Origin of the sequence: Nocardia asiatica NBRC 100129 (assembly GCF_000308415.1) — a bacterium.
Classification (GTDB): Bacteria; Actinomycetota; Actinomycetes; order Mycobacteriales; family Mycobacteriaceae; genus Nocardia; species Nocardia asiatica.
Genome location: NZ_BAFS01000067.1, coordinates 1 through 20,686 on the forward strand (window position 1 = coordinate 1; position 20,686 = coordinate 20,686).

Annotated in this window: 16 protein-coding genes and 1 pseudogene; 13 read left to right on the plus strand and 4 right to left on the minus strand. The window is 66.0% G+C overall.

Annotated elements, in window-relative coordinates; all coding sequences use genetic code 11:
- Window positions 1–346: 346 nt before the first annotated feature.
- The 5 genes and pseudogenes from ON27_RS06845 to ON27_RS06865 all read left to right on the plus strand — a co-directional run bounded on the left by ON27_RS06845 (window position 347) and on the right by ON27_RS06865 (window position 4,941).
- Complete coding sequence (locus ON27_RS06845; protein WP_043721132.1) at window positions 347–868, plus strand: SRPBCC family protein; 522 nt, start codon at window positions 347–349, stop codon at window positions 866–868.
- Window positions 869–880: 12 nt separating this feature from the next.
- Complete coding sequence (locus tag ON27_RS06850) at window positions 881–2,050, plus strand: zinc-dependent alcohol dehydrogenase (RefSeq protein WP_043721116.1); 1,170 nt, start codon at window positions 881–883, stop codon at window positions 2,048–2,050.
- A 208-nt stretch (window positions 2,051–2,258) separates the two neighbouring features.
- Window positions 2,259–2,684, plus strand: a pseudogene (locus tag ON27_RS45765) (helix-turn-helix domain-containing protein); the annotation flags it as partial.
- 70 nt (window positions 2,685–2,754) lie between these two features.
- A complete protein-coding gene (phoU, locus tag ON27_RS06860) occupies window positions 2,755–3,429 on the plus strand; it encodes a phosphate signaling complex protein PhoU (protein ID WP_043721118.1) in 675 nt (224 codons plus the stop codon).
- A gap of 303 nt (window positions 3,430–3,732) precedes the next feature.
- On the plus strand, window positions 3,733–4,941 hold the full coding sequence (locus ON27_RS06865) for a Cmx/CmrA family chloramphenicol efflux MFS transporter (RefSeq protein WP_043721120.1): 1,209 nt from the start codon (window positions 3,733–3,735) through the stop codon (window positions 4,939–4,941).
- A 246-nt stretch (window positions 4,942–5,187) separates the two neighbouring features.
- Here ON27_RS06865 and ON27_RS06870 read toward each other — a convergent pair whose 3' ends face one another.
- Window positions 5,188–5,964 (minus strand): DUF1206 domain-containing protein, encoded by a 777-nt coding sequence (locus ON27_RS06870; RefSeq protein WP_043721134.1) that lies wholly within the window; start codon window positions 5,962–5,964, stop codon window positions 5,188–5,190.
- A gap of 255 nt (window positions 5,965–6,219) precedes the next feature.
- Between ON27_RS06870 and ON27_RS06875 the strand changes: the two genes are divergently transcribed.
- From ON27_RS06875 to ON27_RS06900, 6 genes are all read left to right on the plus strand, one after another.
- Window positions 6,220–6,957 carry an MBL fold metallo-hydrolase gene (locus ON27_RS06875; RefSeq protein ID WP_043721123.1) on the plus strand — a complete coding sequence of 246 codons (738 nt, stop codon included), beginning with the start codon at window positions 6,220–6,222 and terminating at the stop codon, window positions 6,955–6,957.
- 119 nt (window positions 6,958–7,076) lie between these two features.
- Entirely contained in the window at window positions 7,077–7,706 is a 630-nt protein-coding gene (locus ON27_RS06880) for a TetR family transcriptional regulator (protein ID WP_043721124.1), read from the plus strand.
- A gap of 317 nt (window positions 7,707–8,023) precedes the next feature.
- Entirely contained in the window at window positions 8,024–9,277 is a 1,254-nt protein-coding gene (locus ON27_RS06885) for a PucR family transcriptional regulator (RefSeq protein WP_051046285.1), read from the plus strand.
- A 108-nt stretch (window positions 9,278–9,385) separates the two neighbouring features.
- Complete coding sequence (locus ON27_RS06890) at window positions 9,386–10,753, plus strand: ABC1 kinase family protein (protein WP_043721138.1); 1,368 nt, start codon at window positions 9,386–9,388, stop codon at window positions 10,751–10,753.
- A 361-nt stretch (window positions 10,754–11,114) separates the two neighbouring features.
- Complete coding sequence (locus ON27_RS06895) at window positions 11,115–12,182, plus strand: aminoglycoside phosphotransferase family protein (protein ID WP_245559830.1); 1,068 nt, start codon at window positions 11,115–11,117, stop codon at window positions 12,180–12,182.
- A gap of 238 nt (window positions 12,183–12,420) precedes the next feature.
- Window positions 12,421–13,674 (plus strand): cytochrome P450 family protein, encoded by a 1,254-nt coding sequence (locus tag ON27_RS06900; RefSeq protein ID WP_043721127.1) that lies wholly within the window; start codon window positions 12,421–12,423, stop codon window positions 13,672–13,674.
- 255 nt (window positions 13,675–13,929) lie between these two features.
- Here ON27_RS06900 and ON27_RS06905 read toward each other — a convergent pair whose 3' ends face one another.
- The 3 genes from ON27_RS06905 to ON27_RS06915 all read right to left on the minus strand — a co-directional run bounded on the left by ON27_RS06905 (window position 13,930) and on the right by ON27_RS06915 (window position 16,444).
- Complete coding sequence (locus ON27_RS06905) at window positions 13,930–14,499, minus strand: hemerythrin domain-containing protein (RefSeq protein ID WP_043721128.1); 570 nt, start codon at window positions 14,497–14,499, stop codon at window positions 13,930–13,932.
- Between the two features lie 399 nt (window positions 14,500–14,898).
- Window positions 14,899–15,999, minus strand: coding sequence for a 3-oxoacyl-ACP synthase III family protein (locus tag ON27_RS06910; protein ID WP_043721129.1), 1,101 nt, complete (start codon window positions 15,997–15,999; stop codon window positions 14,899–14,901).
- 145 nt (window positions 16,000–16,144) lie between these two features.
- Window positions 16,145–16,444 carry a DUF7691 family protein gene (locus ON27_RS06915; RefSeq protein ID WP_043721130.1) on the minus strand — a complete coding sequence of 100 codons (300 nt, stop codon included), beginning with the start codon at window positions 16,442–16,444 and terminating at the stop codon, window positions 16,145–16,147.
- A 409-nt stretch (window positions 16,445–16,853) separates the two neighbouring features.
- Here ON27_RS06915 and ON27_RS06920 point away from each other — a divergent pair, with 409 nt between their 5' ends.
- Together ON27_RS06920 and ON27_RS42745 are read left to right on the plus strand one after the other, a co-directional pair.
- The gene (locus ON27_RS06920; protein ID WP_043721131.1) at window positions 16,854–19,325 is read left to right on the plus strand and encodes a helix-turn-helix transcriptional regulator; all 2,472 of its coding nucleotides are present in this window, start codon (window positions 16,854–16,856) and stop codon (window positions 19,323–19,325) included.
- 440 nt (window positions 19,326–19,765) lie between these two features.
- On the plus strand, window positions 19,766–20,590 hold the full coding sequence (locus tag ON27_RS42745; RefSeq protein WP_157227104.1) for a cytochrome P450 family protein: 825 nt from the start codon (window positions 19,766–19,768) through the stop codon (window positions 20,588–20,590).
- Window positions 20,591–20,686: the final 96 nt, after the last annotated feature.

Here is a 20,686-nt window from a genome sequence, read left to right on the forward strand (position 1 = left end):
ACTGCACCAGAGCGACGACGACGATCTCGAGCGCACCGCGGCGAATCTGGGCATCACCCTGTCCCGCAACGAATCCGCGGTGGTGGACGACCTCCCCGGCTGATCGGGCCGCCGCGGGATGATCAGCGTGCCGCGCACGGTCTGTCGCGACAGGCCGTGCGCGGCGCTGCGCGCCTGCGTCACCCACGTTTGGCGTGCTCGGCGGCGGGTAGCCGCTCGGAGACCGCGGAGGAAACGCGCAGCGGCGATGGACGCGTTTCCTCTGCGACTCACACAGCTCGTGGCCGCGGACGGCAGGCTTCTGCGCGTCCGGACGCAATGCGGACCAGAAGAGCGAGGAGGCTCCGTGCACTACATCGATGACACCAAACACCTGTTGAGCGATCTCGTGGGGCGCGTGCTCGAGTCGGCGAGCAGCTACTCGAGCACTCAAACCGTGACCATCGCACGCCCCCGCGCCGAGGTGGAGGGCTTCTGGCGCGATCCGGCGAACCTGTCCGAGGTCATGGGGGATGTCGCCGACGTCCGATCCAGCGGACCGTCGAGCTACGAGTGGACGTTGCATTCGGGCGCCGACGGACGCACGACCTGGCAGACCACGCTGCAGGAGGAACAAGGGCGCTTCCGGTTCGTCGGTTCGACCGACGACTCCACCTCGTCCGCGCCGGGCTTGGAGCTGGAACTCCGCTTCCGGGACGCGCCGCGCGACCTCGGCACCGAAGTGACGATGCGGGCGCGGACCCCGCTACCGGACGTACTGACCGGCGCGGCGACCTTCACCGCGCTCTACCGGGCCCGAGCCCGGCTGCAGACCGGCGAAGTACCCACCCTGGCCCACAATCCGAGCGCTCGATCTTCCGCTCGGTGAACAGGAGGAGACATGCACGCGCTCTGCTGGAACGGCGTCAACGACCTCGCGGTGGAAACCGTCCCCGACCCTGTCCTGGTCAACCCGCACGATGTCATCGTGCGGGTTCGCCTGACCACGACCTGCGGGTCCGACCTGCACTTCATCGATGGCTATCTGCCGGGGATGCGGGAAGGCGACGTCTTCGGACACGAATTCATGGGTGAGGTGGTCGAAGCCGGAGCCGAGGTCACCTCGACGAAGGTGGGCGACCGCGTCGTCGTCCCGTCTTTCATCGGGTGCGCTTCGTGCTGGTACTGCGACCACGAACTGTATTCCCTGTGCGATACCACCAATCCGAACGGCGCACTCCAGCAACCGCTGTTCGGCTATCCGACCGGCGGAATCTACGGGTACACCCACCCCTTCGGCGGCTACCAGGGATCCCACGCACAGTATGTTCGCGTCCCCTTCGGCGACGTCAATTGTTTCCGGATACCGGAAGGCGTCACCGACGAGCAGGCCCTCTTCATGTCCGACGCGGTGCCCACCGGCCTGATGGGCGCCGAATTCTGCGACATCCATCCCGGCGACACCGTCGCGGTGTGGGGCAGCGGCGGCGTCGGATTGATGGCGGGGCACACCGCTCGGCTTCTCGGCGCCGACCGGGTCATCGTCATCGATCGCTATCCCGAGCGACTGCGGGTGGCGAGCGAGCAGTTCGACGCCGAGACGATCGATTACACCGCCGTCGACAGCGTCCAGGAGAGCCTGCGCGAGAGCACCGGCGGGCGTGGCCCGGACGCCTGCATCGACGCGGTCGGGATGGAAGGACACGGCACCGGCCTGCAGCAGCTCTACGACCGCGCCAAACAGATGCTCCGGCTCGAATCCGACCGTGCGACACCGCTGCGCGAAGCGATTCTCGCGTGCCGGAAAGGCGGTGTGGTCGCGGTGCTCGGCATCTACGGGTTGACCGACAAGTTCCCCATGGGCGTCGTGACCAACAAGGGCCTCACCATTCGCACCGCACAGCAATATGGTCAGCGGTACGTGCCCCGGATGTTCGATTACATCCAGCAGGGCGACCTCGACCCGTCGTACCTGATCACCCACGACATGCCGCTCGAAGACGCGGTGCACGGCTACGACATATTCAAGAACAAGGAAGAAGGCTGCATCCGCTCGGTCTTCCGGCCCTGAGGCCACGTTTCCGCCGGCATGGGCGGGCGCCTGACAAGCACGGCCGCCCTGCCCGTGTCGGCGGTTTCAGGACGGCGCGACGGAGGTGCTGCTCAGCCGCCGTCCGGTGAACGCTGGTGAACGAACCGCATGCGCTCGCGCGATGACCGCGCGCAACCCGTAGCTGTTGATGATGGGCACTCCGCAGCGGTGTTCGAACTCGGCTCTCGGCGTATCCGGGTTCCGCCGGTCGCACCACCTGGCCCAGCACGCACGCTCGGTCGCACTGGCGCGGGGAGACACCGAACAGTGCGTAATCGCGGCCGAAGATCCCGGACTTTCGGTGGCAGCCCTGCTCGGCAGCAGCATCCCGGAAGTCCGGGAGTAGGTCGGCGAGGTGCTCGGCGATCTGGCCTCCGACAACGACAACGACGCACGGCTACGCGAGACACTTCAGGTGTTCCTCCGGACCGGATCGAGCTACAAAGCAGCTGCCGCGCGGCTCGATCTGCATTCGAACTCCGTCGAGTACCGCGTCGGACGCGCCGTAGCGCGACGCGGCAGGCCCATCACCGAAGACCGGCTCGCGATCGAGCTTGCCCTGCTCGTCTGTCACTGGTACGGAGCACCGGTCCTGCGCCCCGCAACGGCGTGATCAGCCGTTGACAACGTGCGGATCGACGCCGCGGGCGGAAGCGCTTGACGCGCTGAGAGAGGATGAAGAGATGCGGACTCGCTTCCACGAGAACCTCGATCAGCTCGCCGATCGATTACAGGCGATGTGCCTGCGCAACCGCGACGCCATCGCCGCCGCCACGAACGCTCTGCTCGGCGCCGATCTGGAGCTGTCCGAACAGGCGATCGACATCTGCCACGAGATCGACGCCATGCGCGAGGACTGTGAGCACACGGCGGTGAGCCTGCTGGCCTTGGAGGCGCCGGTCGCCGGTGAGCTGCGGCGAGTGGTCACCGCCATCCAGCTGGTCGGTGACCTGGTCCGGATGGCCACGCTGGCAGAACACATCGCCAATGTCGCGCGCCGCCGCCATCCGGAGCACGCGGTCCCGGAAGCGGTACGCCCGCTCGTGTCCAGCATGGGCGCGGCCGCCACCGCCATGGCCACCAGCGCCGCCGCGGTGCTGGCCTCGGGCGACGCCTACGATGCCGCCCAGCTCGACAGCCAGGACGACACCATGGACCTCCTGCATCAGCGACTGCTGGCGGCGATACTCGCCGACGACTGGACCGGTGGCACCCCCGCCGCGGTCGACCTCACGCTGCTCGGCCGCTACTACGAGCGATTCGCCGACCACGCCGTCGAAGTCGGCCGGCGCACCGTCTTCATGGCGACCGGCCACTCATCCGACGACTGGCCACCGGCCGACCCGGCCCGGGCATGAGGGTGTCGGCCGCGGTACCGGTGCGATGTCATCGGTAACTCGGTTGGCTCGCTGTGCGCGGGTTGTTACGGTGTCGGCGTGAGTTCTCCGGAGGCGTCCGAACGGTAGCCGCCCGGCCTGTGCGCCGGGCGGCGTTGTGAGCGTGGTTCGCGTCGGTCGCCGAGCGGCCGGCGAATTTCGGTATCTCGCAATGCCGGACGATGTCGGTTTCTTGCGGTCGGGTGCCGGTTCACCCGATCCCGCAATCCATTCGGGCGTCGCGATGTGACTGTGGCGCCCTGTCTCCGGGGAGTTTCTCTTCTCATGCCCACTGTGGTGTTCGTGCTGGCTGTCGCCGTCTTCGCGCAGGGCACATCCGAGTTCATGGTGTCGGGATTGCTGGAGCAGATCGCGGCGGACGTCGGGCGCTCGCTCGGCGCTGCCGGATTGCTGACCTCGTTGTTCGCGGTCGGCATGGTGTTCGGTGCGCCGGTGATGGCCGTCGCGGCGGGCCGGTTACCGGCCAGGTACTCGGTCGCGGCGTTCTTGGGGTTGTTCTGCGCCGCTCATGTCGTCGGGGCTGTCGCGACCGACTTCACGGTATTGCTGGTCACCCGGGTCGTCGCGGCGGTCGCCAACGCCGGATTCTTGGCCGTCGCTCTGGCCGCGCTGCCACGATTGGCCGGCTCGGCGGCGATCGGGCGTGCGACCTCCGTGGTGGTCTCCGGGGTAACGGTTGCCTGCGTCGCCGGTGTTCCGGCAGGCACGCTGCTGGGGCAACTCTGGGGATGGCGTTCGGCGTTCTGGGCTGTCGCCGTGATCAGCGGCGCGATGCTCGTACCGGTGTGGGTGCTGGTCGGCCGTGCTGTGCGCGACGGCAATCAGACTGGACCGCAAGGTATCTCACTCCGGCGAGAATGGGTGGTGCTGGGTCTGCGGCCGGTCCTGGGCGCTGTCGTCGTCGGGGTCTTGGTCAATGCGGCGACATTCGCCGGATTCACATACCTCGGCACGATCACTGTCGCCGTCCCCGGGGCGAACGCCCGGTGGGTGCCGGTGGTACTGGCCTTGTTCGGCCTCGGCTCGTTCGCCGGTTCGGCGTTCACCGGCCGCTACAGCGACCGTCATGGCCGACGGATCGTCACCGCCGGAACGGTCGCCCTCGTGGGAGTCTGGCTGCTGGCGGCGCTGACCACGCACACGCTGATCGGGGTGCTGATCATGGCGGCGGCGGCGGGTGCGGTCGCCTTCGGTGTCGGGTCGACGCTGATCGCGACGGTCGTGCAGACCGCGGCACCGAAAGCACCGCGTATCGCAGGCGCTTTGGCGACTACGGCCTTCAACATCGGCGCCGTGCTGGGTCCCGCAGTGGCCGGCGTGGCCGTCGACCGCACCGCTCACCCCGCCACGGCACTGTGGTGCAGCACCGCCTTCGCGGCCGTCGCGGTGGGCGTGGTCCTGGTAGGCCGCCGCGTCGAGGCCGCGCCACCGTCGGCACCCGCGTCGCGACCTCAGCCGACCCCTGGCAGATAGCCCGAGCCGAATGCCGACGTCACGCTGCGTGAGATCACACGCGCAGCGTGACGCCCCTGTGGTTCAGAGGTTTTTCGGCCGGGTCAGGACCATCCGTCCGGGTTGGTGGCGGTCTCACGTGAGATGCCGGAACCGGTGTCCGGAAAGACACTTTATGGTTCCCGGTGCAGGTGCGCGCCGAGTCGGCCGCCTACCCACGACAGGGTGCCGCCCCCGCGCGCCGGAGCGGAAGCGGCACGCGCCCGTTCACACCGGGACGCCGCCGTAGGTCCGCCGGTATTTCGCCTGGAGGAACGACAGGATTCCGAATGCCATCAAGCCGAGGGAAACTACGATGAGCAGCCACGGACCCAGAGCGCTGTCGGCGAAATCGTGCAGGACGGCGTCGACTCCTCTGGCGGTGGCCGGTTCGTAGTTCGCGGCCGCCACCACCGTCGCGAGTCCGATGCCCACCACGATCACGCCCCGCGCCAGGTAACCGAATCGGCCCAGCCAGATGACGCTCTCGCGCGATGCCTGCGTCATCCAGCCCATTCGCAGGTCCTCGACGAAGGCCAGCCGAAGTCCCCGCAGAGTGATCAGGACGCCCAAGGCGAGAATGGCCAAGCCGATCAACAGCACGACCACCTGTCCCCCGTCCCAGCCGAGAATGCGTGCGGTCACATCGCGCGCGACGGCGTCATCGGGCGGCGGCGTGCGCCCGTCGACGACGAACCGGAGGATGACGAAGAACGCCACGGCGTAGACGAGGCCGAGCACCAAGGCCCGCAGCCGAACTCCGTTCGCCCCGGCCGGGGGCGCGGAAGCGGCCTGCGCCAGCCGCCACGCGGCCAGCGCGGCGAATCCGAGCGCCAGGATCCAGAGCAGTGGATAACCCAGCGGTTCACCGGCGAGCGCGGCGAGCGCTCCGCCCGCGTTCGGCTCGTGTTGCGCGACGCCGACAGCCAGCATGAACGCGAGAACGCCGATCACGATGTAGGCGACTCCGCGCGCGATGAAGCCGAATCGCGCGGCCCCTGCCAGCCCGCCGGCCCGCCCGTATCCGCGTGGCCGCCGAGTGTCCCGCCGACGCCACCTACCGCCGTACCGACTGCGCCACCGATCGCCGTAACCGCTGCGCCGCCGTCTGCGGCCCGCTCCCCCGGTGCGACGCCATCGATACCTATCAGCACTTCCAGCACTTCGAAATAGACTCATAATCCTCACCTCTCACGAACCGTATTGCCAGCTTCGGGTGGAATAACCACGACGAAGTCGTCCAGCAGTGAGGACAAGCGCTTGAAAATCGACCAGGTATCCGATTCCGTCTACGTCGTCGCCGGAACGAATGTGAACTGGGCACTGGTGAGTGATGGTTCCGGCGTCACGCTCGTCGACGCCGGATATCCCGCCGACACCGAGGCCGTGCTGGACTCGGTGCGTCAGATCGGTCACGACCTCGCCGATGTCGCCGCTGTTCTGCTGACCCACGCGCATCTCGATCACATCGGCGCCATCCCGGCCCTCGTCGAACAGGTCGGGATGCCCGTCTACACCGGCGCGGAGGAAGTCAGGCACGCCAAACGCGAATACCTGCAACAGATCACCCCGGCTCAGATGGCCAGGCAGCTACTCACCCGGCGCGGCGCCCGATGGGTGACCCAGACCTTACGAGCGGTCCGCGGCCATATCGGTACCAGCATTCCGTCGGCCACCACGGGTGAGGACGCCGCCTTGGCCGCGTTACCCGGCGGCTTCGTCGCCGTACCCACCCCCGGCCACACCGACGGGCACACCGCCTACCTCATGCCCTCCGAAGGCGTCCTGTTCTCCGGCGACGCCTTGGTCACCGGTCATCCCCTCTCGCGCCACACCGGACCGCAACTGTTGCCGAAAGTGTTCAACCACGACGCGACCGGAACTCTCGCCAGCGCGCACGCGCTCGCCGGCCAGCAGGCGGGGACCCTGGTCCCCGGTCACGGGCTACCTGTCCACCAGGACGTGGCGACCCTGGCCGCGACGCTGTACCAGCCGTGATGTGGGCGCGACCGCGCTGCTTCCCGTAGTCCGGCCCGACCTCGGAATCCGCCTCGGCGACACCACGTCTGCTCGTAAGATGAGCGTCGCTCATTTTCATTGATCAGCAGGAGTGCGTGATGCCGCCGAAGGCTGTCGGTCAGCGCCGTCGTCCGACGCAGGAGCGCGCGAAGGCGACTCGGGAGCACATCCTCGACACGGCGGCGCGGTTGTTCGGGGAGCGTGGCATCGCCGATACCTCCACCAACCGGATCGCGATGGAGGCCGGGGTCAGCATCGGCACGGTCTACCGGTACTTCGCCGATCGCGCCGTCCTGGTCGAGGAGTTGCTCGAGCGGTTGCTCGAGACCATCGAGCGGCGTTTCACGCAGCAGGTGTTCAATCTGTCGGAGAAACCGATTCAGCAGATCATCACCGACATCCTGCAAGTGATCACCGCCGAACTGGTCGCGCACGCGCAATTGGTCCGTGCGCTGGTCGGCGGAGTGCAGTTCTACAGCAGTGGCATCCCGGAGTTCGAGCCGCGCCTGCGACTGCTGGTCAAGGTGATGCTGATCCAGGTCCTCGGCCCGGGCGACGATCACGAGTACGACGTGATGACGTTCGTCTTCATCAACACCGGCTTCGCCGCCGTCCTGCGCGCGTCGGCTCTCGATGTCGACGACCACGCACGCGCGGAGGCGATCGATATGACCGCACGGATGATCGGCGCATGGATAGCGGCCGAAGCCGAGGGCAACGCCGGGTGAGACGCGCGGCGTGGCACCGGCGACCGGTGCCCTGCCCGGGTGATCGGCGGTCGAAAAAGTGAGCACGTCACCAGGTTTCGGCTGTGAAATACTCCCCGATTCCAGCAGGGCATGCCCCATTACTCCAGGTCATCGGGCGATTTCGCAGTCGTCGGCCTACTTGTAGAAAGCGGAGTAGTAGCTGATTGAGGGCTCGGATTACCGTTGATGGCGGAGTGAACAACCGGTGACGCCGAGGCGCCGCGCGGTTGTTCCCGGGGGGCCGATTCGAGCTTGGACGTGGCCGCCGTTGTGCGGTGACGAGGAGGTCCCACGTGATGATCGAAGACATCGCCCATCCCGCCGTCGAACCGGAGGGGCGGCCGGTCGCCCGGCCACCGCACGATGTGCACAGGTTGGCGCGCGAGGTGGTCGCGCACGTCATCGATGCGGCGGCGCCCTGCCGGACCCTGCCGGGTGGCGGGGCCGGCACCGACGTCACCGAGGTGGTCCGAGCGTGCCTGCAGTGGGCGATCCACCGATTGGACGGGCATGCCGTGCCGGACCGCATCGACTGTTTGCAGGCCGCGGCAGCGCGTTGGGCACGCGACGGAATCCCGGTCGAGGTGGTCCTGCACGCGGTTCACGTGGGATTCAAGTTCGGGCTGGACCTGCTGTTCACCGACCGGGGATCCGCCCATCCCGTCGACATCGCCACCGGCGCCGCCACCATCGTCGAGCTGTCGAATCTGCTGTCGGCGACGGTCGGCAAGGCCTACGTCCGCGAATACAAGGCCATCGCCGCCGAACACCACACCGCCGTGCACACCCTCACCTCGGCGCTGCTGGGTGGGCACGCGACCTCCGCGATGGCCCGCGAATGCGGAATACCTCTCGCCGAAGAGTATTTCGTGCTCGCCCTCGCCGTGCCCGCGCATCCCGACGAAAGCCATCCCCGGCTCGACCGGCAGGTCGTCGCCCGCCGCAAGCTGCGCCGCCTCCAAGCCGCCCTGGCGGTCCTGTTCGACGACCGGGCGCTGTCACTGCTGTCGGTCGACGGGGGGACCGTCCTCATTCCGTGCACCGGTCCCGCCGCCCCCGGCCTCGACGAGGTCGTCGAGCGACTGTCCGCCGCGGCGCAAGTGCCGGTCACCGCCACCGTCGTGTCCGCGAGCCCCGACGACGTTTCCGCCGCCGCGGGGCAAGCCCACGAACTGCTGGACACGGTGCAACAGCTGGGGCGCGGACCAGGGCTGTACCGGTTCCCCGAGCTGGCGCTGCACTATCAACTGACCCGCCCAGGCGTCGGGCGAGACCGACTGCGCACGCACCTCGCCCCGCTGCTGGGCCATCCGGAGCTGTTGGAGACACTGCGGACCCATCTCGACACCGGCATGCACCGCCTGCGCACCGCTCGGCGACTGCACGTTCATCCGAACACGGTCGATTACCGGCTACGCCGGATCGCGCAGCTCACCGGCCTCGACCCGGCGGACGGCAGAGGACTGTGGTACCTGCGCTCCGCGCTCATCGCCTCGGCCGCGGGCGACATCCCGAGCGAGATACCCGCGGGCGCCCGCCGCCCGGCCTGAACAACGGTGTCCGACCCGGCAACGGCGTGGTCGACAAGCCGCGGTCGCGCCGCGAAAAATACTGGACGTGCGGCATCCGCGGCACGAATGCTCATGGAGGTGCATGCGGTGGCCGGACGGGTACCCAAAGGTCGTCTGGCCCGAAGCGGCCGCCTCGGCGGTCTGGCCGCCGGGCAGGCCGTACGCGGCGTCGGGACCCGGTTGTCGATGATCGGCAGGACCGAAGAAGCTCGGCGAGTGCTCGCCGAGCGCTCGGCGCTGCAGACCGCACAGCAGCTCGTCACGGTGCTCGGCGGCATGAAGGGCGCGGCGATGAAGCTGGGCCAGATGTTGTCGGTGCTCGAGGTCGACCTCGTACCGGAATCGCACCGTGAGCTGTTCCGAACCAAGCTCGCCGAATTGCGCGATCGCGCGCCCGCGGTGCCGTTCACCGCGATGCGGAAGGTCATCGAGGACGACCTCGGGCCGTTGGCGCGAGTGTTCGCCGACTTCGACGAGACACCGATCGCCGCGGCGTCGATCGGGCAGGTGTACCGGGGGCGGTTACGCGACGGACGCACCGTCGCGGTCAAGGTGCAGTACCCGGGGGTGGACGCGGCGATCCACGCGGACATGCGCAATCTGGAACTGATCGGCAAGCTGTGGAAATCCGTCCTGCCGAGCGCGGCCGACACCGCCGTGCTGGACGAAATCGCCCGCAATATCGGCAACGAACTCGACTACCCACGTGAAGCCCGCACTCAGCACCGGGTGGCGATGCGCTACCGCGGCCATCCTTTCGTCACCGTCCCCGACAGCATCGAAGACCTCTGCACGCGGAGGGTTCTCGTCACGGAGTTCGTCGACGGCAGCGACTTCCGGCAGATCCGGGCGCTGCCCGCGGCCGAACGTGATCGCCTCGGCGAGCTGATCTACCGCTTCTACATCAGCGCACTGTTCAGCGACAACGAATTCTGCGGTGACCCGCATCCGGGAAACATCCTGCTCGCGGCCGACGGCCGGCTGGCGTTCGTCGACTTCGGCCTCTACGACCACATGGACCCCGTGCACGTCGACTTCGAACGGGCGTGTCTGCGGGCCGCCGGGGAACACCGCGCCCGAGACCTGTACGACGCCTGGGTGGGACGCGGCATCATCGACCCGGACGCGGGCGTCACCGAAGAGGAATGCCTGCAATACGTGTGGGCGGCCGCGGGATGGCATCTGCTGGACGAGCGGATCACCATCACACCCGAGATCGCCACCGGAGCGGTCGTGCTCGCCGTAGATCCCCGAGCCGCCGAGTTCCGAGGCATGCGCCATCAACTACTCCCGGCCGAGCACGTCTTCTCGCGCCGCGCGGACCTGTTCACCTTCGCCGCGCTCGGCCAGCTGCACGTCACCAACAATTGGCATCGCCTCGCACGGGAGTGGCTGTACCACGAGCCACCCGCGACCGACATCGGGCGTGCGATCGAGCGGTGGCGACGCGCCTGAGCCCAACGGGCCTGCACGCCCCCGCATTGCGGAGGGTTCCGGTGCCGTCATCCCTGCGGTCGGGGTCAGCGACAACGACTGCGGTGCTTCGCCGCTGAGAAGTTCGGCACGAATCAGCCGCCGCATCCTTGCTCGGCATAGCAAACCCGCAGCGGTACAACATTTTCGAGCGGGTGGGTTACTGTCCTGCGGACCCGCGCGCTGGCGATCCAGCCGCTCGGGCGGTCATGTCGTACTCCGGAATCGAGGCAAGCGAATGAACCACAAGCTCTGGTTGCTCGGACGGTCTGTCACGGTTGGTGCCCATATCCTGGGCGAGACCATATTTCGGCCGAAAGCCCGAGATGTCGAGGATGTCCCGGTGTCCGGGGAAACGGTCACACCGCAGTGGCTGACGGCTGTCCTGTGCCGCGAGGTGCCCGAAGCAGAGGTGATCTCGTACGAGACCGCCGACGGCAGCCGCGGAACATCCACCCGCGTCGCGCTTCGCGTGGAATACAACGACGCGGGCAAGCAGGCGGAGTTGCCGACCGATCTCTTCGCGAAGACCACGACCGCCTTCTCGCAACGCATCCTGCTCGGTGGCGGCAAGATGATCGACGGCGAGACCCGCTTCTTCCGAGACTTCCGCCCCCAGGTCGACATCGAGGCTCCGTTCGGCTACTGGGGCGCCGCCGACGCGGCCTCCTGGCGATCGATCGCTCTGATGGAGGACGTCGCCGCGACCCGCGGGGCGCGGTTCATCGAGCCGACCGCGCCGGTCGCCCGCGACCAGATCGAGGATCTGGTGCGCAATCTCGCCCGATTGCACCGCACTTTCTGGAACCACCCGTCGATCACGGACCTCAAGACCACGACCGAGGCGCTCCAGGCATATCTCGCCGCCATCGATATGAAGAAGCGTTGCGCGGTGGGTCTGCGCCGAGCGCAGGAAGTTGTTCCCGAAGCACTGCACGGCCGAGCAGATCGGCTGTGGGCAGGCGTCGAGCGAGCGATCGGCATGGCGACCGACGATATGCCCCAGACCTTGCTGCACGGCGATCCGCACATCGGACAGACATACCGAACCGGCGCCGGGCGAATGGGATTCGTCGACTGGCAGGTGGTGATGCGGGGCGGCTGGGCACACGACTTCGCCTATACTGTCAACTCGGGATGCGAGCCCGAGGACCGGCGTGCGTGGGACCGCGAACTATTGGCCGCTTATCTGGACGAGCTCGGAGCCCTCGGCGGAGCGGCCCCGTCCTTCGACGACGCCTGGCTGGCGTACCGGCAACAGAGCATGTTCGCCTACGCGGCTTGGGCCTTCACGATCGGCAGGGCGGCCTACCAGCCCAAGATGCAGCCCGTGGAAACCTGCCTGACACTGTTGAAGCGGATCACCACGGCCATCGACGATCACGAGTCACTCGACGCTCTCGGTGTCTGACAAGGACTGATTCCAGTCTCCGTCGTCGCGGCGCGGTCGGATGACAGTCCGGCCGCGTACGGCGCCGCGAACCATGCCGCGGAGCGTATTTCGGATACGTTGCCGATCGCGGTCCATGCGCGCTATACCATCGACCGGTTCCGGCGCAGACCCGGCAACTCGCTCCAGCGCAGTGTCGGGCAGGGAGCGGTAGTGCAGCAGTCAGGTAATATGTATCAATCAGTTTGGAGTTCGCTCTTTGAGTACGCCGCAATCTCAGGTTCAGGATCGGTCCTGCCCGGTCGCGCACGGATCGCCGATCGATTCCGACGTCAGCCGGGTGTCCATGTATTCGCCCGAGTTCGCGGCCGATCCGCACCGCGCCTACCGCGAAATGCGCCGACGCTACGGGTCCCTGGCTCCGGTCGAGCTGGCACCCGGCGTGCCCGCCACCCTGGTGATCGGCTACAGCACCGCGGTGCGGATCCTCAATGATCCCGAGCATTTCCCCGCGGATCCGAGGACGTGGCAGAAGAACATCCCGGCCGACTGCCCCATCCTGCCGCTCCTGGAGTGGCGGCCCATGGCAAGCCGCAGCACCGGGACGGACTTCACCCGCTACCGAGGGGCGATCACCGCGAGCATCGATGCGGTCGATCTGTACGCCCTCCACGCCGTCGTGGAGGGACTCGCCGTCCCGCTGATCAACTCCTTCTGCCAGGACGGTTCTGCCGACCTCATCCGCCAGTACGTGTTCCCCTTGGTGTTCCAGGTGGTGAATTATCTGCTCGGCTGCCCCCCGGAGATCGGCGAGCAGGTCGCCGCCGGGACAGCCGCCCTCCTCGAGGGTGTCGACGCCGAGAAGGGCAATCAGATGCTCGGCGAGGCGCTGATGAGATTGGTGACACTCAAACGCGCCGAACCGCAACACGACATCACCTCGGTACTGCTCCAGCATCCCGCCCGGCTGGACGACGTCGAGGCTTCGCACCACGTGTCACAGGTCTACGGCACCGGGATCGAATTCCAGCTGAACCTGATCGTCAACACCCTGCTGCTGATTCTCACCGACGAGCGTTTCGGTGACAGTTTCCTGGGCGGGAACCTGTCTTCCCGCGACGCACTCGACGAGGTCTTGTTCAACGACCCGCCGCTGGCGAACCTGCTGATCACCTATCCCCGCCATCCGATTCTCATCGACGACGTCTGGCTGCCGGCCCACCAACCCGTCGTCATCAGCATGGCCGCCTGCAACAACGACCCCGCGATCCGCACCGGAGACCTGACCGGTAACCGCTCCCACCTGGCCTGGGGCCTCGGCCCGCACGCCTGCCCAGCGCGATCCCTGGCCTACCTGATCGCGCAAGAAGCCATCGATCAACTCCTCGACGCCCTGCCGGAGATCACACCGAACCTGCCGAATCGGACACCCAACTGGCGGCCGGGCCCCTTCCACAGAGCGCTGACCGAATTGCCGGTCACGTTCCCACCAACTGCTCCACTGAACATCTGACAAACACCGGGATCCCTCCGGTACACCGCCGCCGACCGGACCGCGATCGGGCGGTCGGCGGCGCACCGATCCGCACGCGCTTCGGCTCGTCCGGCCGCGATTGGCAACCGCGGCCTCGTCCGAAGACCACCTGCTGATTTCCGGCTCACAGCGCCTCTCTTCGCCGCCCGGTGGATGAGCAGCCGCATCCGCGGACGGTGACGCTCGCGCGGCAGCGGAGGCGCGGCGGTTACCGACCACCGCGCCTCCGCCTGGTCAGTTCCGCTTCAGGGCGCCGACGCTGAGCGATCCGTTCGCAGTCGTCCGCGAATTCTGCTCTGCCGCGCGGACGTAACCGATGGGATCTTTGTCGACGGACTGGACGCCGGCGTAGTTCCGCGCTTCGTAAGCGGCGAAGGCGACCGCCAGTTCATGGCGGCGCGGCAGCCCCGCCAGACGGCGGAAGTCGGTGAGGCCCTCGCGTTCCTCCTCGGCCATGCGATCGCTGTTGGCCGAGTTCGCCGCCGCGACGGCCGCGTACCAGTCATCGGTACCGACCTGATGCCGCGCCACTTCGGCGATCGCGTCACGGATCTCGTTGTGGTCGTGGATGGCGTCGAGTGTCTCGCCTCTTACCCTGCCCGCGCGCCGGGCCGCGATACCCACCTGCAGCAGTTCGGGGTAGAAGATCTCCTCTTCCGCCAGCGCGTGCAACTCGAGGAAGGCCGCCAGTCTCTCCCAGATCGCGGAGAGCACGCCGGTCTGACCGCGGTCGATCTGCTCCAGAATCGCGAAGAGCCGCCGCTGCTCGTGGTGGTCGTCAAGGATCAACTGGGTGATGTCCACAATTCCTCCCTGATACGCACGTGAGGTCAGCACCGCACACCGAGGCCGGCTGCCCCTCGGGGAGCCCGACGATAACCCACCGCCGAGCCGTTCCGGAGCTGACGCACCGGCGAGCCGCCCGGCTGTTCCGCACTCATCGACCGGGCATTTGCGGTGGGCCGCCGCTCGAGGCGCGCCTACCGGAAACGGACCTCACGCCGGCACCATCGAGCGAGAGTCTCGAAATCGCGGCCGCTCGCGGCCAACAGGACACGACCGCATCGCGACACACCATTCAGCCATACACGACGTGTTGGCGACAGCACCAGTGCCGACACCCGCCAGGGCCACGTCTCGACCGGTGTGGACCGATCCTTCGCGCACAGTGAGCGCCGCCGACGAACCTCGGACGGCACGGTGTCACAGACGGATTACGTGTGCACCGTATTGGAAGTTCGCGCCGATCGTCGCGAGGACCACCGGGTCTCCGCTCCCCAGCACGAGACGACCCGCGCGCACTTCCTCAGCAAGAAGTATCAGAACGCTTGCCGCCGACGTATTTCCATACCGATCCACGTTGGCCGGCATCCGCTCCGGAGCGATACCCAAGGCATCTCTCAGCTTTTCGATCAGGCGGAGATTGGCCTGATGCACGAGGACGCTCGTCACATCGGCAAGGCTGATCCGAGCGGCCGCGACCGCGTGATCGATGGCTTTCTTCAGCACGGGCGCATATGCTTCCGCGACACGTTTTCCGATGACATAGAAGGCGTGGTCCGCCAGCGCCGTACCGGGCAGCCCGGCCGGTCGCAGGTTGCCGCCTCCCCTTACTCGAGCGATCTCATAGAACTCGTTGACCGTGAGGGAGGACGCCATTTCCGAAGCACTGTCATCGCCCACCACCTCCAGCACCACCGCGCCCGCCCCGTCGCCGAAAAGCAAAGGCGAGAGGAAGGATTCCACCTCACTGTCATCGAATTGAATCGCCCCGGCGTACACCGTTGGGTCATAGAGGAGAGACATCGTGTGGGTCAGGACAACCGCAATGCGCTCACGATGCCCTCCGAGCAGAAGTTCTTTCGCCCATTGCAGACAGAAGGCCGCGCCCCCGCAGCCGACGTCGACTTGCAGCACCGTCGCATCCGATCGCATGCCCAGGCGGTGGTGCAGCATCTGCGCGTCACTGCCGAAATGCAGCAGGTCCGGCGTGCACGTGCCGTATAGGAGACCGTCGAGTCCAGCCGGATCCACGCCGGCGCGCTCGAGCGCTTCGATGAGTGCCCGCTCGGCGAGGATCGCTGCCGGACCAGGGGGCTCACCATACCCTTCCGGAATCGCAGCACGCCCGGTCCGATCATCGAGATCGAAGAAGAACCGTCGCTCTCGAATTCCTGTTTTCTGCTCGAATCGAGCTGCGTTCCAGGGGTTCTTCCGCGGGCCAGGAAACATTCGAAGCAAACGATCATTAGCGATCACCGTCGGAGGAACCGATGCACCCGCGCCGGCGATACGAACCTTCATTGCAGACTCCGTACTCAGTGGAAGCCGCCCGTGAACAAGTCGTCCACAGGCGAACCCGTAGACGCTGCGGAATCCGCGACTGACCGGAACGATTTGTTGCGCCACAGAAGGGTTCGAACGTCGAAGGGTTGACGCAACGACACAATCATACAGACTGGTTGGTAATCATCTTCCGATTGCGACTTGATCCGAAGTACAGCGACTGCAGACGGGCAACCCGCTGTCCCGGGCAAGAGATTCCACGCCCGCCGTGGACTACCGCACGCAGTGCCTCGTATGCCGTAGGGACGCCTTGTTCGATCTGATGGCTGAAGTAGTCGTCGTTGCGGGCCAGCTCGTCCTCGAAGTTGTGGCGAATCACCTCGAGCAACTGGTCGTCGCGGGAGCAGACCAAAGCGCGTGTGGCCGCCGGGTCGAGCAGGTAGACGTTCAGAGAAGAACTCATGAGACGACCCTAGGTACGGTGACGAGCAGCCGTAACTGTCGATCATGACCATTCCGGTAGATGATCCCGACTCTCGGCGGTGTTTCACTGGAGGCGTCTCCCCGCCGAGGGCGCTCATCGCAGCGAAGTGGAGAGTCTCCATAACGCGCAGTGGTGAATTCAGTGGGCTTTCCGCTCTCGGGAGGCCGGCACCCCCACTTGTCGAGCCGCTGTAGGCGTTGCCATGGCGTGCAACGCAGGTTCCGGGAGCGACTTCCCAGAGAGTATGCTTCTCGCTCGCCGAGACTATGCTTGCCCCGTGAATGCTAGGCGACCGGAACGGCTGAGCAGGCGTTCGTCACCGGCCCACTTCGTCGGGCGTGACCGTGAGCTGGAGAAAATCAGCACTCTCCTGCTAGGCCCGGCGCGCATGATCACCCTCACCGGCGTAGGCGGAATCGGGAAGACTCGCTTGGCGACTGAAGCCGTCGGCCGATTCGGCAAAGGAGAAAACGGAAAGGCACGAACGTACTGGGTGCGGTTGGCGCGACTGGCGGTCGGCTCCGATACGGTCGCCGTCGCGGAAGAAATCGCCCACGCGGTGATCGAGGCGGACTACTCAGGACGATCGGCACAGGACGCCCTCCTCGACACCCTCACCCACACCGACCCGACCGGGCGTGTCCCGCGCACTGTACTGGTGCTCGACAATTGTGAGCACGTCCTCGCCGAAGTCGCGCGCCTGAGCGCGACGCTCCTCGACTCGGTGGCCGAGCTGACGATCCTGGCCACCAGCCGTGAACCCCTCGGCTGGGAGGACGAACATCTGATCACCGTCCCGCCCCTGCCGCACCGGCACGCGCTGACCCTGTTTCGGCACCGCGCCGAACTCACCGGTCACACCATCGCAGGCGCAGAGCAGACCACTACGGCAGCGGCCATCTGCCGCCGCGTCAACAACCACCCCCTCTACATCCAACTGGCAGCCGCACGACTGCGTCACCAACCACTGGCGATGATCCTGAAAGGACTCACCGGCCACGCCGACGACGCTCGACTACATTGGTCGCGCGCCCCTCACGGGATCGCCGAATCGCGGCATCGCGCGGTCACCGATGTCATCGCCTGGTCGTACAACCTGTGCAGCGACAAAGAACGCCTGCTCTTCGACCGGTTATCCGTTTTCGCCGCAGGTTACGCCACCAATCCTGATGACCTCGACAGCGACGGCAGACTGGACGGGGGAGCCGAACTCGCTGCCATCGCGGCGATCTGCGCCGACGACGAGAACACTTCCGGCGCAGGCAGCGCGTCTTATCACGAGAGCGTTTCCAGTGCGTTCCTGCACCGCCACGAGATCGAACACCTGCTCGAACGACTGGTTGATCAGTCACTGGTTCTGGTGCACATGACACCCACCACGGTGCGGTATTCGATGTTGGAGAGTCTTCGGATATTCGCGCGGCAGCGACTCCACGAACGCTCCGCCAGTGCGGTCGATGAACCCAGCCGACTCGCCCGGCGACATCGCCGCTATTACCGCGACAAGGTCGCCGACGCGGCGGCGAACTGGCTCGGCCCCGCAGAACACGATCTGCTGACATGGGCTCGGGGAGCCTGGGACAATATCCTGACCGCGATCGAAACAAGTATCACGACACCAGGCGAGTCCGCAGTCGGCCTGGAAATCTGTATCGGGCTGCTCGCTCTGAGATTGCCCTTCTTCATGAGCTCATTTCGCGAGATCCGCCAGTGGACCCAGCGCGCCTTGCACGCAAGCCAGGAATTGGCGCCAGAGCCAGTCGAACTCCAGGTGGAAGCGATGGCCCTGCTCGTATGGATCCTCATATGCCAGGATGAGGCCGAAGACGCCGAAACGATGCTGGAGTACTGTGTCGCCGCATGTCTTCCGGAAACCGACAGCGGAACCGACTGGAGACGAACAGCCGAGACCGATACAGGTTTGCCTGCCGCGGTCGAATTGGCTTGGGGTACGGAACTACTACTGGCTCGCAGTGACCCGAGAGCAGTCATTGTGCTGGCACGGGCTCGCGAGAAGTTCCATCGCCTCGGCAACCCAGGCGGCGAGGCGATGAGTCGCATGTTCGAAACATTGGCGGCGGTCCTGCTCGGCCCCCCGGAACAGGCCCTCGAACTCTCGCGCGACAACCTCGACCGTGCCACCGCGTCAGGAGCGACGTGGTTGATCTCTTGGGCTCACGTGAACTGGGCAGTCGCCTTGACGAAAAATGGCAAACCTTCTGAGGGATCGCTCTTCCTACGGCGGGCGCTGACCTATCAACTGTCCGCTGGAGATCGCTGGACCGCGTCGTGGGCAGCTCAGCTGCGGACTTGGTCACTGGCTCAAATCATCACCGACTCGATCACGAAAGGCGACACCGATCGCGCTACCCTCGTGGCATTGGCCACCGAAATCGCTCATCTCAGCGGAGGGCTCAGAACACAGCGAGCAATGCTCGGCATCCGCATCGACAAGATGGGGCCGTTCGCGGACGAATCTCACAAGTCCAACGTGGTGGCACGCAAGATACTCGGTTCCGAAGCCTTCACCGCAGCAGAGGATCGGGGCTCCCGCCTTCGTCCGGAGTTGAGCGAAGTGCAACGCCTGGCACTGGGCACATTGACGATCGAAACGCCCTCGGAGAAGGTGCCGACCTCGCACTGGCACAAGCTTACGCCCACCGAACGACAGGTCGCCATCCTGGCTGCGGCCGGATGGACCAATAGCGCCATCGCCACCCGCCGCGGAAAATCCACCAGGACCATCGACGCCCAACTGTCCGCAATCCTCCAGAAACTGACTATCGCCTCACGCGACGACATCATCGAACACATTCCCAAAGACACCATCGACCAGGTCCGGACCGAAGCCATCCGATAACCACCGCACTGGAGCGCCGTCCACTGACTGGTCGGTGCCGTCCGTCGAAGTCCCGCCCCTCAACAGTAGCGCCGCAGCGAGACTGGCGCGGGTGATCACAGCGCGAGGGTGACCGGGCAGGCCTGCGAATCCAGGTCTCGCGATGCCCGGTTGCGGCTCACTCTTCGAATGCTGACCGACGGACGATGGGACATCTGGAACGGCATCGATCAGTGCGACGGTAAACCCCTGACCACGCGGGCGGGGACCATGTCTTATCCGGTACATGATTACCGGCGCGGTCGATGGTGTAGTTGATGCGTCGGCCACGCGAGGGCGACAGATTACTGGACTCGGTGGCCATGCATTCACACGGACGCCCTTCCGTGTCGTACTCCCGCATAGCAACACCAGGGAACTCGATATAACTCCAGGTGTTGAAGATATCGATTGGAATCGGAGTGAACATTCACCAGTCCGTCGAGCCGCAAGAGCCGATGTCGATGACCCCTTACCGCCCCAGCACACCGCTCCTAGCAGGGGCGGAGCGTGCAAAGTACTGGTCTGCCGCCGCTGCGATCCGGCAAATCGATCTGGACGAGATTCACAGTACGGTTGATCGGACCGCGCCACCCTTGGTGAGCACATTTTGCGGGAACGGCCATGCAGAGCTGACCAGCCAGTACGCCTTACCCCTTGTTTCCGGGGTGATCAATTCTGTTCTCGGTGTCCCGCCAGACCTGAGCGAACGGGCCACAGGAGGTATGGCGGCAATACTCGACGGCACCGAAGAAGTCAGCGGCGACACCCTTGTGGGAGACATTTTTCTCGAATTGGTCCGCCGGAAGCGTGAGCAACCGGGTGACGACGTCACCACAAGGTTGATCAATGGTTCGATCGGGCCTACGGATGAGGAACTGGTCCACCAGCTCAGGCTGTACTGCGGAGCAGGAATCCAGCCGGCACAGTACGTTCTGATCAACACTCTTCGGTTCATGCTCACCGACGACCGTTTCGCCGAACGCCCGCACGGGGACAGCCTGTCCCAGTTGAACGCATTGCACGAGGCGCTGTTCACCGACCCACAACCGCATCTCGGCCCGGCATGGGACGTGGCCTACGTGGTCGCCCGAGAGGCGATTTACCAGCTTCTGAACGCGTTGCCGGATATGAAACTGGCAGTTCCGTCGGGTGAACTCATACCGGATCCAGGCGCTTTCCATCGAACGTTGCCGACGCTACCGGTGATCTTTCCGCCCTCGCACGACGAGAATCCATCGCGCTGATGCGGTCGGGTTCATTACTGCCGCACCCCCCGCGGAATGAGATGGGCTGTGGCGCATCGGGTGTTGCTCTGAAGTGAGCGCCTGATGGTACAGATT